Origin of the sequence: Acinetobacter sp. UBA3025, from assembly GCF_002367915.1 — a bacterium.
Taxonomy (GTDB): Bacteria; Pseudomonadota; Gammaproteobacteria; order Pseudomonadales; family Moraxellaceae; genus Acinetobacter.
The window spans coordinates 1-14,302 of the sequence record NZ_DFDO01000007.1; the positions used below are offsets into that span (position 1 = coordinate 1).

Genomic DNA, 14,302 nt, shown 5'->3' on the forward strand with positions numbered 1-14,302 from the left:
TTTAGTGAAACGTAATTTTAGGGCTGATCATCAAAACCCTTGCGAAGCAATGCTTCTCAGGTGGGGGACTTCACGTATATTCAAACTCATTCAGGTTGGGTCTAAACCGCATTTATTATTGATGTGTTTTCATGTGCAATTGTTGGCTAGAAAGTATCGACACGTAAGAATAAAGATATGGTGCTTGATGCACTGGCTAAAACGGTGAATGGCTGATACAAAACAGAGGTGATTGAATATTTAAATGCAGATTGGCAAGGTTTAGTAGATGTACAACTTATGACATTAAATTGGGTGGATTGGTTTAATAAAGAACGTGTACCTAGTGCGCTAGGTTATGTGCCACCTTTTGAGTTTGAAACAATGTTCGATGATAAGATTAACCTGTTAGGTCAGGTGGCTTAACTTAAATAAAAAAGTCTCCGACAAACCCGGTACGGTTCACCTGTAGGTGCACCAAATTATGAGATTTATAGTTTTTTCAGTATTTGGCTCGGCAGTTTCATTCTGGCATGTTTAACACCGCAGCAATATTTATGGAAAATTCAGCTTAAAATCCTGATTGGTACTGCTTTTATGCTGCCGCTGATCAATATTTATTATCTCATTTTCCATGATTATATTGATTCTTTTACGACTTACTGGCCATTTCTGCGAATCGATCTGATGCTGTGGAACTTGGCACTTCTCGCCCTATTGTTACACCAGAAAATTACCCCTATTCAGCAAAAGGCGGTCAATAAAATTCACGCCAAACTAAAAATTACGCAACAGGAATCATCAACATGATATGGATTGCAGTGATCGGTCTGCTTTGGCTGAGCTGTTTTGGTTTTTATGCGGTAAGTGCAAAGCAGATCCTAAAAACCCGAAAATCTCGGTACGCTTTTTTAGCGAATTTTCCTACGTACACTAAATTCACAGCAGGTATTTTCTTATTCGTCGCAATGGTTCTATTACGGACCCGGTTTAGCTACAGTATCAGCTTTGTGGCTCTATGGGTATTTCTAAGCCCTGTACTGTTTATTTTTATCTTAAAAATGAATAAAGCATTTTAGTATTTATTTAAAATCAGAAAGTAGCAAACAGCCTAGTGCGCTACTTACATGCCTTCTATTGAACCAATCTACCCAGTATCTGCTAAACCTTGCCAACCTACTTTTAAATATTTCAGATTCATTATTTTGGCTAGAATCAAAAATTTAAATTGGTAGGTATTTGGTAGGTAGGATTCTTTTTAACTTCATCCAATACTCATATTACGGTGAGGGTCACCGATAAAATAATCAATGAATGGTAGAAGGAATCAAGCCATGGCTTTTAAAAATATTTCAGATCAAACTAACGGTTTTTATATTCCCTGTGTTTCACTTTTTGGTCCCGGCTGTGCTAAAGAAATCGGTATAAAAGCACAAAATTTAGGTGCCAAGAAAGCGCTGATTGTAACTGATGCGGGGCTGTTTAAATTTGGTGTTGCAGATGAGATTGCAAATTATTTGAAAGAGGCGGGTGTTGACAGTTATATTTTCCCAGGCGCGGAACCCAATCCAACTGATATTAACGTGCATCATGGAGTTACAGCTTATAATGAAAATGCCTGTGATTTTATTGTATCGTTAGGTGGGGGTTCATCACATGACTGTGCCAAAGGCATTGGCCTAGTCACTGCAGGTGGCGGACATATCCGTGATTATGAAGGGATTGATAAAAGTACCGTCCCGATGACACCACTGATTGCAATCAATACTACGGCAGGGACAGCTTCGGAGATGACACGTTTCTGTATTATTACCAATACCGATACCCATGTGAAAATGGCGATTGTAGATTGGCGTTGTACACCACTCATTGCGATTGATGACCCTAAACTTATGTTGGCCAAACCTGCAGGGCTGACTGCGGCAACAGGTATGGATGCCTTGACGCATGCAGTAGAAGCCTATGTGTCTACAGCAGCAAATCCAATCACTGATGCCTGTGCAGAAAAGGCGATTACCATGATCAGCGAATGGCTTAGCCCGGCAGTGGCGAATGGGGATAATCTGGAAGCACGGGATGCCATGAGCTATGCCCAATATCTTGCCGGAATGGCCTTTAACAACGCCTCTTTAGGATATGTGCATGCGATGGCACATCAGCTCGGAGGCTTCTACAACTTGCCGCATGGTGTTTGTAATGCAATTCTGCTCCCCCATGTTTGTGAATTTAACCTGATTGCTTGTCCTGAACGTTATGCCAAAATTGCGCAATTGATGGGGGTGAATACAGAAGGCTTAACCGTAACTGAAGCAGCTTATGAAGCGATTGGCGCCATTCGTCAGCTTTCGGCTTCAATTGGTATTCCATCTGGGCTGACGGAATTGAATGTAAAAGAAGCTGACTTGGCCATCATGGCGGAAAATGCACAAAAAGATGCCTGCATGTTGACCAATCCACGTAAGGCCAATCATGCTCAAGTGGTGGATATTTTTAAAGCGGCAATGTAATGCCTTCCTGTAAGTCATCTCTCCAATCATCTGACTTACATTTTTAGCAGCCCCTGTTTCGCTTTCTAAGGAAGTATGCCAAGAGAAAGAACCCATTTTTCTGCTCTTGGCTGATCCTTCCCCCTTCTTGACATCCTCTCCCCCTTAAAAGAAGGAGATTCCTACTGCTAGACGCTTATGCCCAAGCGCAAGAATGTTCAATGCGGAATTTAAATCCCGCTGCCAGACTGTACCGCAACTCTGGCATGTCCATTCTCTTATTCCAAGATCAACCCTACCTTGCGGACTACTGCTTGATATTTGCTTGCAGCACGAGCAGATCTGGGTGGTATAGGCTTCATTGACTTCCTCAAACATTACCCCTGCGTTCTCGCATTTATACTTGAGCATTGTTTTAAGTTTTGAAAACCCTGTATCTAAAACCGATTTTGCCATTTTAGTTTTTACAAGCTTTTTAGCACTCAGGTCACCTACAACAATCAGTGCATTTTCCCTCACAAGTTGGGTACTGGCCTTGTGCAAATGGTCTTTACGACAGTTTGCAATTTTGGCGTGTAATGCACGAACACGCTTTTTATTTCTCGCTCGTTGAGCAATTCCTAATTTCTGCTCGTACTTGCGATAGAACTTGGGATTGGAAATGACTGTACCATCAGAACAGGTCGCAATATCTTTTAAGCCAAGATCAATACCAATCGCTTTCGTTACGGTTGGTTTGGCTTGCTTAGGTGAATCCACCACCAGGCAGACATACCAGCGACCACGACTATCCTCAACAAATGAGCCTGTTTTAATGCGGTATTGGCTTAATCCGTAGCTGTCCCATAGCTTGAATTGGTGCTTACCGTATTGAACAGATCCATCAGCAGATTTGATGGCTACCTTTTTAAAGGGTATCCAACCAAGAGAGCGCCTTGCTGATTTCTTGTTACTTACACGCCATTTTAGCTTTGCTTTTTTGAATTGCTTGCGTCTTGTTACTAATTCTTCTGTCACAGCCTGAATGGTTTGACTATGTAGGTTGCATTCTTTAGATGCGCCTTTTGTGTATTTCGCTACATCGTAAGCTGATAGAAATTCACCTTTTCTTTTTAAATGTTTAAACCCTAAATCATTGACATAATTCCAGACAAAGTTTACCTCAGATGCTAATTGGTCTAGCATCTTGCAATGTTTGTCTCTTATACGTAATTTAAGTGTTTTCATGGGCTTATATTAGCTCATGTTAAATTAAAGGTGTTGATTTTAAAAAAATCCAACGACATGTCATGTCGTGTCGCTTATCTCTCTGCCCTGAAGGACAGCACTTTACACTCCATTTGATAAAATTTTAAAATCGGATTCAGGCTAAATTGATAAGCTAACCCGCAGTAAGCAAAGATGATGCTCCATATTCCAGGATTTTGCTGTTTTAGCCTTCTACCGATCGATGCTCCGGCTTTTAAAGATTTTTATATTTTAACAGGGTTTGATGGACAGGATGGGTTTTGGGCATCAGCTCAATCAGGCGTTCTACCGCATCAATCGCTTCAGGGAAATGTGCCACATGTTTCAGCAACACATCGGTTTCATTTGCTTTGAAAATAGCATCACTTAAACGTGATTCCAGACAATCGCGCCAAGCACATAAAAATGGACTTTCTGTTTTGGCCAGAAATACACCGGTACACAACTTCAAGGCGGAATCAATATATCCAGCATCCAGAGATTGCTCTGTCAGTAAAAAGTCAGCCTCTACATGCGCCAGTAATCGATAAGGTCTAGAGCCAAGCATGCCACCCAATATATCGCGCAGCTGCGACATTTCTGCTTTTAGAGTACCGATACTGACTTTACGTTCACCATATAAGGCTTGATGCAAGGTGTCCAGACTCAGACCCTGCGGGCATAAGGCTAGAATAGTCAGAATTTCAATCTGGCGAGGAGTAAGTACTAAAACTTTACCATTAAACAGTACTTGTGGCACTGTAAAAGCCCGGATAAATAAGCGCTGTTTTTGACATTCCTGCAAGGCAGACTGAATGATTGTGGCACAGCGCTCAGCAGCCAACAGTGCCAAACTATTATGCTTTTGCCAAGTGGTAGAAAGGTCAATGACACCTAAAACCTGTTTTGAATAGGGATCAATAATCGGAGCGGCGTAACAAACCCAATCATGAATCGAGGACATGTAATGTTCACTGGAAAAGACACAGCTAGATTGTTGAGTTTTTAAGGACAATGCCAGTGCATTAGTTCCGACTAGCTCTTCACGCCATTGCCCTCCTTCAATAAAGTGTACACTTTCTGCAGCACTTTGCATTTGTGGGCTAGAGGCTGCCCAAATGATGGTACTGCCGATATCTCCAACCGCCAGCACCATAGATGACTGTTCAGCAATATGTTTTAAATCCTGTGCACAATGGCGAAGTGCGTGGGCTAAAGTTGAAGAAGAGGCAGTCTTTTTTACATCTGTCAGCGGTGCTGCTAAACGACTCTTAGGGATTTCGGCCGAAGATGAACGTTGCCAAGAGCTGGCAATACTTTGTTCCAGTTGCTCTGCATGCAAGGGAGACAAACTGCTGCTTTGCCGAAACTGATCAGCATCGCGCCTTTTCTGCATCAAATCTTGTTTTGTCATCATTCCTTATTCTCACAACAATTCATGATTTACATCCGCTGTAATCGTTATTTTTTAGATGGATCGAAAAGAGTGTAAACCTGCTTCACTCCAACCTTTCTCCAACCTTATACCAGTTATGTTAATCAAATAGCGTACATAAGTACCTTATACCAAAGCTGTAGAAGCAGTTTGGTCACACGAAAATAAGCAAAGGAAATACATATGCGTTACGTCGATCCTAATCAACCTGATTCAAAAGTTCATTTTAAAGCACAATACGATAATTTCATTGGTGGCGAATGGGTCACTCCGGTCAAAGGTGAATACTTTGACAACATCTCTCCGGTAGATGGCAAAGTCTTTACCAAGGTTCCGCGTTCTTCTGTAGAAGACATTGAATTGGCCCTGGATGCAGCGCACAAAGCCAAAGAACAATGGAACAGAGCATCGCCGACCACCCGCTCCAATATTCTGTTGAAAATTGCCGACCGTCTGGAACAAAATCTGGAAATGTTGGCTGTAGCAGAAACCTGGGACAATGGAAAACCGATCCGTGAAACGCTGGCTGCCGATATTCCACTGGCCATTGACCATTTCCGTTATTTTGCCGGCTGTATCCGGGCTCAGGAAGGTGGCATTTCCGAAATTGATGAAGATACTATCGCCTACCATTTTCATGAACCGCTTGGTGTAGTCGGACAAATCATTCCCTGGAACTTCCCGATTCTGATGGCCGCCTGGAAACTCGCGCCAGCCTTGGCTGCAGGCAACTGTATTGTGCTGAAACCTGCAGAACAGACTCCGGTCAGTATTCTGGTGCTAGCTGAACTGATTCAGGACATTTTGCCGCCGGGCGTATTGAATATCGTCAATGGCTATGGGGTCGAAGTCGGCCGTCCACTGGCGACCAATCCACGCATTGCCAAGATTGCCTTTACCGGTTCAACCGCCGTGGGTCAGATGATCATGCAATATGCGACTGAAAATATTATTCCAGTGACTCTGGAACTTGGCGGTAAATCACCAAACTTGTTCTTTGCCGACATTATGGATCAGGAAGACGATTATCTGGACAAAGCTCTGGAAGGCTTTGCCATGTTTGCCCTGAACCAGGGTGAAATCTGTACCTGCCCTTCCCGGGCCTTGGTACAGGAAAGTATTGCCGATGAGTTTTTAGCGCGTGCAGTAGAACGGGTACAACGCATTAAAACCGGTCATCCACTGGATACTGATACTATGATTGGCGCGCAAGCTTCTCAGGAACAGCAGGACAAGATTCTGGGCTGTATTGCCACTGGCCGTGAAGAAGGTGCACAGATCCTGACTGGTGGTGAAGCACGTCAGGAAGTCGGTCAAGGTTTCTATATTGAACCGACCATCTTTAAAGGCACCAATGACATGAAGACCTTCCAGGAAGAAATCTTCGGGCCTGTACTGGCTGTGACCACCTTCAAAGACTTCGATGATGCGATCAAGATCGCCAATGATACGATTTATGGACTTGGTGCCGGTGTCTGGTCACGCTCAGCGCATACCTCTTACCGTGCAGGCCGTGCTATTCAAGCAGGTCGGGTCTGGACTAACTGTTATCACATCTACCCTGCCCATGCGGCTTTCGGTGGTTATAAAAAATCAGGGATTGGGCGTGAGAATCATAGAATGATGCTGGATCATTATCAGCAGACTAAAAACTTGCTAGTCAGCTATTCGACCAAACCAGCCGGGTTCTTTTAAGAAGTGAAATAAAAGCGAACTTCGGTTCGCTTTGAATGTATGCTAGCTAGCTCTCACAAAATATCAGCAACATCTTTTAAGGGGGAGAGGATGTCAAGTTGCGATTGCTAAGACCATACCATTATTAGAAAATTAAATTATTAAGCTTTTATTTTGCTTAGGCTATTTTTTAAACACATTAAGGTCAAGCCTGGAATAATGCTGACAAAGCAATACGGGCAGGTTTAATGGAATGGCAAGTAAAAACTTCCACTTTTAACCTCAGTTATTTATGAGAGAATTAACGACGCAATTATTCATGTATTTGTCGCTATTTTACTGATTTTCTCCGTAGCCTTCTTACAGACACAAAAAAACCCGGCAGGTGTCGGGTCTTTTCATCATTCAATTCAGGAAGCGAGCAAATTGCGCAAGACATAGTGCAAGATCCCACCAGCCTTAAAGTATTGCACCTCATTCAAGGTATCAATACGACACAACACCTGAAAATGGCTATATGTACCATCGGTATGTTGCACTTCTACATCCAACATTTGATGCGGATGAATATCATCCGACAAGCCTAGAATTGATAGGGTTTCATGCCCGCTGAGGTTCAAGATCTGCCGGTTCTGACCCTCCACAAACTGTAATGGTAACACTCCCATACCGACCAGATTGGAACGGTGAATCCGCTCAAAACTTTCAGCAATCACTGCTTTTATCCCTAACAGGTTGGTACCTTTGGCCGCCCAGTCACGTGAGGAACCGGTGCCATATTCTTTCCCGGCAATAATCAGAAGTGGGGTTTGTTCTGCCTGATAGCGCATTGCCACATCATAAATCGAGAGTTTTTCTGCACTTGGAATATGCAGGGTATTGCCACCCTCCTCGCCACCCAGCATTTCGTTTTTGATACGGATATTAGCAAAGGTACCTCGCATCATCACTTCATGATTACCACGACGGGAGCCATAAGAGTTAAAGTCTTTTACATCAACCCCCTGTTGCTGCAAATATCTTCCGGCCGGACTATCTTGTTTGATATTGCCCGCCGGGGAAATATGGTCCGTCGTGACGGAATCACCTAGTACCGCCAAAATCCTTGCCTGGCTGATCGGCTGAATTGGTCGCACCGGCTGATCAATTTCTGCAAAAAAGGGAGGATGCCGGATATAGGTGGATTGTTCATCCCAAGCATAAGTTTGACTTTGGGGAATCTGGATTGCTTTCCACTTGGCATCTCCTTCAAAAACTTCTGCATATTCTTTATGGAACATCTCGGTATTCACATTCTGCAGTGCGGCATCGATTTCTCCCTGTGTCGGCCAGATATCTTTTAAATAAACCGCCTGGCCATCAAAACCCTCACCTATCGGCTCAGTCGTGAGATCAGTTCGAATATTCCCGACCAGACCATAGGCAACCACCAAAGGTGGTGAGGCGAGCCAATTGGTTTTCACCAGAGGATGCACCCGTCCTTCAAAATTACGGTTGCCGGAGAGTACTGAGGCTACATTCAAATCAAAACATTGCACAGCTTCTTCAATCACTTCAGGTAAAGGCCCCGAATTACCAATACAGGTGGTACAACCATAATCCACCAGGTTATAACCCAGTTGATTCAAATAAGGTATCAACCCTGCAGCGTCAAGATAATCACTGACCACTTTGGAACCTGGAGCCAGTGAACTTTTCACCCAGGGTTTTCGCCGCAAACCTTTTTCGATTGCTTTTTTGGCCAATAGCCCTGCTGCCAACATGACACTGGGATTCGAGGTATTAGTACAAGAGGTAATGGCTGAAATCACCACATCACCATGCTGCAACGGATATTTTTTACCCTCAATCATACAAAAAACATTTTAATGGGGCAGGTTGGCCTGTTTAGCTTCAACCGCCGTACCTCCCCCTCCTTCATTTTCCAGACGATCTTTTTCTTCCTTGACCGGTTTTAAGGTCAGATCCATGAAGGCATGAAAGGTTTGTGGCACTTGTGACAAGAGTACACGATCCTGCGGGCGCTTCGGACCTGCCAGACTGGCTTCTACCGTCGACATATCTAAAGCCAGCATGTCGGTAAAGACGGGCTCATCTCCCGGATTGCGCCATAATCCTTGCAACTTGCTATAGGCCTCTACCAAGGCAATTCTTTCCGGCTGACGTCCGGTTAAACGTAAATAGGAAAGCGTCACCTCATCAACAGGGAAAAAGCCACAGGTAGCGCCATATTCGGGTGCCATATTCGCAATCGTGGCACGATCCGCCAGGGGTAAATCTGCTAGGCCATCGCCATAAAATTCGACAAATTTTCCAACTACGCCTTTTTGGCGCAGCATCTGGGTAATGGTCAGCACCAGATCAGTTGCTGTAATCCCTTCTTTGAGTTTACCGGTAAGCTTAAAGCCGATTACTTCTGGAATCAGCATGGAGATCGGTTGACCCAACATGGCCGCTTCCGCCTCAATACCGCCTACGCCCCAACCTAACACGCCTAAGCCATTGATCATGGTGGTATGTGAATCAGTACCGACCAAGGTATCAGGATAGGCAAAGCGCTGCCCATCAATCTCATTGCTCCATACCACTTGTGCCAGATATTCCAGATTGACCTGATGGCAAATCCCGGTTCCTGGCGGCACCACGCGAAACTGATTGAGCGCCGCCTGCCCCCAGCGCAGAAACTGGTAGCGCTCACCGTTGCGTTGCATCTCAATGGCGACATTCTGCTCAAAAGCTTACGGGCTGGCAAAGTAATCGACCATCACCGAGTGATCAATAATCAAATCCACGGGTGACAGCGGATTAATTTTTTCCGGATCACCGCCGGCTTTGGCCACCGCTGTACGCATCGCAGCAAGATCAACCACTGCGGGAACACCGGTAAAATCCTGCATCAGTACCCGTGCCGGACGATACTGGATTTCCTGTTCTGAAGTTCGTTTATTTAAACAGCCTGCCAAGGCATAAATATGCTCGGTTTTCACCGTGAGTTGATCTTCGAAACGTAGTAAATTTTCCAGCAAGACTTTTAAGGACTTGGGAAGCCGGGACAGGTCACCTAATTGCACTTGCAATTTGGACAGGTTGAAAATCTGATAGTGTTTTGAACCGACGGTTAATGTTTCTAAGGTATTAAAACTATTGATATCACTATACTTGGCCATCTAGCTTCCCTCCGGCTTGAGCTGTTATTTTTATGATCACAGTCAACTACTTCTTTACTTACTGTATGCTAACTGAGCGGTGGGTTTGTTATTATTTATTATAGGATTGCGCTAGCCAGTTAAATGCAGGGCTGCCAGGGCATTTTTCCAGAGAATTGCCGACAGTTCAAATCTGGCATCAACAACGTTTCTGCCCATCCCCTAAGGACATAAGCTAAATTGACCAGCGTATTACTTTGTTCAGTGTCATCAACGTCGAAGTTTCTCTAATTCTTCGATTAAATCCAACATCATAGCTACAGCAGTAAAACTTGCATCAAAATCACGCTGTAAACGATACGCTTTTTGTGCACGTGCCACATCATCCACTAAAAAATATAAATCTGATGCATTTACACGATTCGGCAAAATATCGTATTCAATCAGTTGCAGAATCCATTCAGGACTTTGACCACAAAGTTGAGCAAAACTATTTAAATCATAATATTGTTGCTCATCTATAACTTCTACCTGTTGGATATCTTCTAAGACCACCTCATAATATTTAACTGTCGTCATAATTTTACTCCTTATGATGATCTCGGCTTAAAGTTTGGAAATGCTGCTGCAAATGCTTCATAAGCTTGTTGTTCTTGTTCGGTTTGCGCAGTTGGTTGCACAATATCGAGGATGAGAAATAAATGCCCTGCATCTTTAGCAGGAATCCCCTGATTTTTTAAACGTAATTGTTGACCTGTTTTGGCATTTTTTGGAATTTGAATATTGAGTTGTTTACCATTGGGTAAGCTTGCCGTAATCGATTGTCCAAGTGCTGCTTCCCATGGACTAATCTTCAGATGATGATAGACATCCGAGTTTTCAACATAAGTTGAATCTGTAGCTTTATATTGAATTTCAATATACAGATCGCCATTCTCACCCCCATGAATACCCGGTTGTCCCTGGCCGGTTAAACGAATTTTTTGCCCTGCTTTCATGCCTTTTGGAATTTTAATTTTTAAGACTTTACGCTGTACTTCTGCTTGCCCGTACGCATTGATAGTTGGAATCTGTAAAGTGACATTTTGCGTTGCGCCATGGAATGCAACATCCAAATCTACTTCTAGAGTCGCGTGTTGATCATCACCTCTATAGGATGCTCGCCCCTGATAACGCTGTTCATTGAAACCACCAAAACCACCACCAAAGCGACCAAACAAGTCTTCAAACCCTGAAAAATCCTGTCCGCCCATATTTGAATAATATTGATGAGCATCCCTACCCTGGCTATTCTGTGGATGGTCTAATTCAAAATCATATTCTGCTTTTTTTTCATCATTACTTAACACATCGTAGGCAATGTTTAACTCTTGCATACGCTCTTCTGCATCAGCTTCTTTACTAATATCAGGATGATATTTTCTGGCAAGTTTACGATAAGCTTTTTTAATTTGCTCAACAGTTGCATCTCGAGATACACCTAATATTTCATAATAATTCTTGGTCATCTCTGCCCTATTGGTGGTTTATGTTTTATTCATTATTCATTTTTTTTATAGATAAAAAAACCTTTTAAAGATTTTTGTTGTTATAAATTATTTCTTTTACGAAAATAATAATTATTTAAAAATCATAGCATAACCTTGGTTTTTGTGAAGAAAACTACTAATTCAGAATTACGCATTCACCTCTTTTTCCTGGCTCAACTAAAAAGTGTAGCAACTTGCTACACTTTTTCACTTTTCTGGATCAGCTCTTTTAACAGGCTTTCTAGCTGGGACAGACTTGTTTCATCAATATGGGAAATATTGAGCGAGACCTTAAGCTGCTTCTGGTTAAGTTTGATATTTCCTGCAATCTTACCATCGTATTCGATTTTTCTTACGACTGAGGTGTTCGTCAGTTTTTCCGGGTCCTGACTTAATAATTTTTCCGCATAAGCTGTCACTTTGGTCTGCTCAAGCTTTTTGTCTTTTACTTTCTCCCAGCCTTGAAGCAAGGCAGCTTCCGCCGCAGATAGTTCCTGTATATGATCCGACAAAAATTTTTTAAATGCTGTTGCCGCAGTACGACCCAGTAAGCCAGGATTGAGCTCAAGATCATTTAAAATAACTTGTGGCAACTTTTCATAGGCCAGATATTTGTACATATCTTCGCGGTTCAATCCCAGAGAATTGGCCAAACGCTGCTTGTTTTTCTTTAATTTTTCATCCAATGCGCTCAGGCCAACAAAAACTTCATAATCTGTCAGATCTTGGCGTTTTAGATTTTCCGCCAAAGTTAATAATGAAGCTTCTTCATTATTGGCATCCACAATGATCGCTTCAATCACCGATTTACCCAGTAACTGATGTGCACGCAAGCGTCGCTCGCCTGCAATGAGCTCATATTTCAAGTTATCCAGTTTACGGACAGTAATCGGCTGCAAAAGACCGACTTCTTCAATAGAATCAGCCAGTTCTTTTAATTCCGATTCCTCGAATATTTTGCGCGGCTGGTTTGGACTTCGGCTAATGTCCTCAATTGGAACATTACGCCTAAACTCCTTTAACTCTTTAATATTATCTTTTTGTGCCTGTTGGTGTTTCTCAGTATTCAGTTTCAATTTCTGAGCTAAAAGCTCTTTGGTGCTTGCCATAACGACCTCAATTTATACTTTAGCTACAATTTCAGTGGCTAGGCTTTCAAAGGCCTTACGTACTTTTGAATTTTTTTCTACTTTGAGTAAGGGTTGCTGCAAAATTGCTGCCTGATTGACCTTAGTACTTTGAGGGATCGTAGTTTCTAAAATTTTACCAACCTGTTTTAATGCCTCATCCCGAATCAGTTTACATACATTTTGGCGCTCATCATGCTTAATCAGCAAGGCGCCTAAGAGCGCCAAGTCTGGATTAATACGCTTGATCTTTTCCAGATGATTTAAAAGATCTGTAACCCCGTACAAGCCATATTGTGATCCAGATTCGATCGGGATAATGACATGGGTTGAAGATGCCAGTGCATTACTGGTTAAAAGTTTCAAGCTTGGTGGGCAGTCAATCAGTATGAAGTCATAAAGGTCTTTTAAGAGTTCTAGCTTGATATTAAGTTCTTCAGAAGGACGTGGTGCTTCTTCTTTCAGCTGGTCTTCTGTTTTTCCTAAATTTAATGATCCGTAAATTAATGATACTTTTTCGAAGTTCGTTTCTTCTTGTAATGCATCAGCTAATAATGAAATATCACCGACCAATAATTCTGCTGTGGTGACAGAAATTTCACTTGGATGCTGAATCCCAATATGTAAACTTGCGTTTGCCTGAGGATCTAAATCAATCACTAGAACTTTATTGCCCAAGTTGGCAAGTTCTGAGGCTAGGTGTACAACAGTCGTTGTTTTGCCACATCCGCCTTTATGGTTAGCAACAGTAATAATTTTTGCAGACATGCGTGTCAGATGCTTCCGTATTTGAATGTCTAGTAATATAAATAACTTTCGTTCATCTTACTATAGTTTTTAAATTTATAAATCCTGTTTGTTCAGATGTAAAACAGCTTAAAAAATAAATCTTTAACTAAGCTAGCTTAATTAATAATTAGAATAATTAGTTATTTAGCTAATTAATAATTAGGAGCATATTTTTGGTATATAAAACAAATGCTTGTGGTTTTAAAAGTGGAAGGTTTGTCACCGTAAAGTGGAAGGTTTGTCACTGTAAGGTGGAAGGTTTGTCACCGTAAAGTGGAAGGTTTGTCACCGTAAAGTGGAAGGTTTGTCACCGTAAAGTGGAAGGTTTGTCACTATGGTGGAAGGTTTGTCACTGCTATTTTTTAAAATGCTATTTTTATTTAAAAATAATTTATAAAACAAATATTTAAGATGTTAATAAAGTCTCATAACTAAGCTTTAAAGGTGGAGAGGTTGTCACTGTATATTCTTGACCTGTGGATAATCTGTTTTTATTGGATATTTCCTTATGATTATATGTGCAGTTATACCTTTAAAATCTAACTGAAAGGTGGAAGCCTTGTCACATCAGGGTTTCTATCTGACTTAACCTACCTGAATCTGGATGAAAAAAAGTAAAAATAGGCATTCTGGACTGTAATCTTGCGGCTAAAGGTGGAAGATCTGTCACTATAGAGTGGAAATATTATATTTAATTCCACTTTAAAAACAAAAAAACGGCTAAAAGGCTTTTTTCTGATGACAAACCTTCCACTTTTAGAATCTCGTGGTGAAAGTCTTGAAAGTTTTTCCACTTTTGTATATAAAAACTAAGTCAAATTATAAATATCACGGTTATGACAGAATCTGAACCATTGCAAGAAGAATCGAATTATATTCCTTACTGTATAGGCAACATTCGCCATAATGG

9 protein-coding genes and 3 pseudogenes are annotated in these 14,302 nt (G+C 42.0%); 5 read left to right on the forward strand and 7 right to left on the reverse strand.

The window, feature by feature from the left end; translation table 11 throughout:
- The 4 genes and pseudogenes from B4J23_RS00210 to mdh form a co-directional block, all read left to right on the forward strand.
- Positions 1-405 (forward strand): annotated as a pseudogene (locus B4J23_RS00210) (integrase core domain-containing protein); the annotation flags it as partial.
- A 39-nt stretch (positions 406-444) separates the two neighbouring features.
- Positions 445-789: pseudogene (locus B4J23_RS14325) on the forward strand (PepSY domain-containing protein); the annotation flags it as partial.
- Entirely contained in the window at positions 786-1,058 is a 273-nt protein-coding gene (locus B4J23_RS14330; protein WP_166134682.1) for a hypothetical protein, read from the forward strand. The pseudogene B4J23_RS14325 and the gene B4J23_RS14330, both read left to right, overlap by 4 nt.
- A gap of 255 nt (positions 1,059-1,313) precedes the next feature.
- Positions 1,314-2,486 (forward strand): iron-dependent methanol dehydrogenase, encoded by a 1,173-nt coding sequence (mdh, locus tag B4J23_RS00220; RefSeq protein WP_159123511.1) that lies wholly within the window; start codon positions 1,314-1,316, stop codon positions 2,484-2,486.
- 144 nt (positions 2,487-2,630) lie between these two features.
- Here mdh and B4J23_RS00225 read toward each other — a convergent pair whose 3' ends face one another.
- Together B4J23_RS00225 and B4J23_RS00230 are read right to left on the reverse strand one after the other, a co-directional pair.
- On the reverse strand, positions 2,631-3,692 hold the full coding sequence (locus tag B4J23_RS00225) for an RNA-guided endonuclease InsQ/TnpB family protein (protein WP_166134679.1): 1,062 nt from the start codon (positions 3,690-3,692) through the stop codon (positions 2,631-2,633).
- A 235-nt stretch (positions 3,693-3,927) separates the two neighbouring features.
- Positions 3,928-5,109 carry a helix-turn-helix domain-containing protein gene (locus B4J23_RS00230; RefSeq protein WP_159123513.1) on the reverse strand — a complete coding sequence of 394 codons (1,182 nt, stop codon included), beginning with the start codon at positions 5,107-5,109 and terminating at the stop codon, positions 3,928-3,930.
- A 201-nt stretch (positions 5,110-5,310) separates the two neighbouring features.
- Here B4J23_RS00230 and B4J23_RS00235 point away from each other — a divergent pair, with 201 nt between their 5' ends.
- Positions 5,311-6,822 carry an aldehyde dehydrogenase family protein gene (locus tag B4J23_RS00235; protein WP_166134673.1) on the forward strand — a complete coding sequence of 504 codons (1,512 nt, stop codon included), beginning with the start codon at positions 5,311-5,313 and terminating at the stop codon, positions 6,820-6,822.
- Between the two features lie 389 nt (positions 6,823-7,211).
- Here the strand turns inward: B4J23_RS00235 and acnA are convergent.
- The 5 genes and pseudogenes from acnA to B4J23_RS00260 all read right to left on the reverse strand — a co-directional run bounded on the left by acnA (position 7,212) and on the right by B4J23_RS00260 (position 13,371).
- Positions 7,212-9,968: pseudogene (gene acnA / locus B4J23_RS00240) on the reverse strand (aconitate hydratase AcnA).
- Between the two features lie 249 nt (positions 9,969-10,217).
- Positions 10,218-10,526 carry a chaperone modulator CbpM gene (locus tag B4J23_RS00245; RefSeq protein ID WP_166134667.1) on the reverse strand — a complete coding sequence of 103 codons (309 nt, stop codon included), beginning with the start codon at positions 10,524-10,526 and terminating at the stop codon, positions 10,218-10,220.
- Positions 10,527-10,537: 11 nt separating this feature from the next.
- Positions 10,538-11,455, reverse strand: coding sequence for a DnaJ C-terminal domain-containing protein (locus B4J23_RS00250; RefSeq protein WP_180031418.1), 918 nt, complete (start codon positions 11,453-11,455; stop codon positions 10,538-10,540).
- A gap of 218 nt (positions 11,456-11,673) precedes the next feature.
- Positions 11,674-12,585, reverse strand: a complete 912-nt coding sequence (locus B4J23_RS00255; RefSeq protein WP_291358147.1) for a ParB/RepB/Spo0J family partition protein — start codon at positions 12,583-12,585, stop codon at positions 11,674-11,676.
- 12 nt (positions 12,586-12,597) lie between these two features.
- Positions 12,598-13,371 (reverse strand): ParA family protein, encoded by a 774-nt coding sequence (locus B4J23_RS00260; RefSeq protein WP_166134659.1) that lies wholly within the window; start codon positions 13,369-13,371, stop codon positions 12,598-12,600.
- Between the last annotated feature and the right edge of the window lie 931 nt (positions 13,372-14,302).

Bases quoted from the DNA above. Each gene is read 5' to 3' on its own strand.
- mdh (WP_159123511.1), top strand. From the start codon at position 1,314: ATGGCTTTTAAAAATATTTCAGATCAAACTAACGGTTTTTATATTCCC.
- B4J23_RS00260 (WP_166134659.1), bottom strand. From the start codon at position 13,371: ATGTCTGCAAAAATTATTACTGTTGCTAACCATAAAGGCGGATGTGGC.
- B4J23_RS00250 (WP_180031418.1), bottom strand. From the start codon at position 11,455: ATGACCAAGAATTATTATGAAATATTAGGTGTATCTCGAGATGCAACT.
- B4J23_RS14330 (WP_166134682.1), top strand. From the start codon at position 786: ATGATATGGATTGCAGTGATCGGTCTGCTTTGGCTGAGCTGTTTTGGT.
- B4J23_RS00245 (WP_166134667.1), bottom strand. From the start codon at position 10,526: ATGACGACAGTTAAATATTATGAGGTGGTCTTAGAAGATATCCAACAG.
- B4J23_RS00225 (WP_166134679.1), bottom strand. From the start codon at position 3,692: ATGAAAACACTTAAATTACGTATAAGAGACAAACATTGCAAGATGCTA.
- B4J23_RS00255 (WP_291358147.1), bottom strand. From the start codon at position 12,585: ATGGCAAGCACCAAAGAGCTTTTAGCTCAGAAATTGAAACTGAATACT.
- B4J23_RS00235 (WP_166134673.1), top strand. From the start codon at position 5,311: ATGCGTTACGTCGATCCTAATCAACCTGATTCAAAAGTTCATTTTAAA.
- B4J23_RS00230 (WP_159123513.1), bottom strand. From the start codon at position 5,109: ATGATGACAAAACAAGATTTGATGCAGAAAAGGCGCGATGCTGATCAG.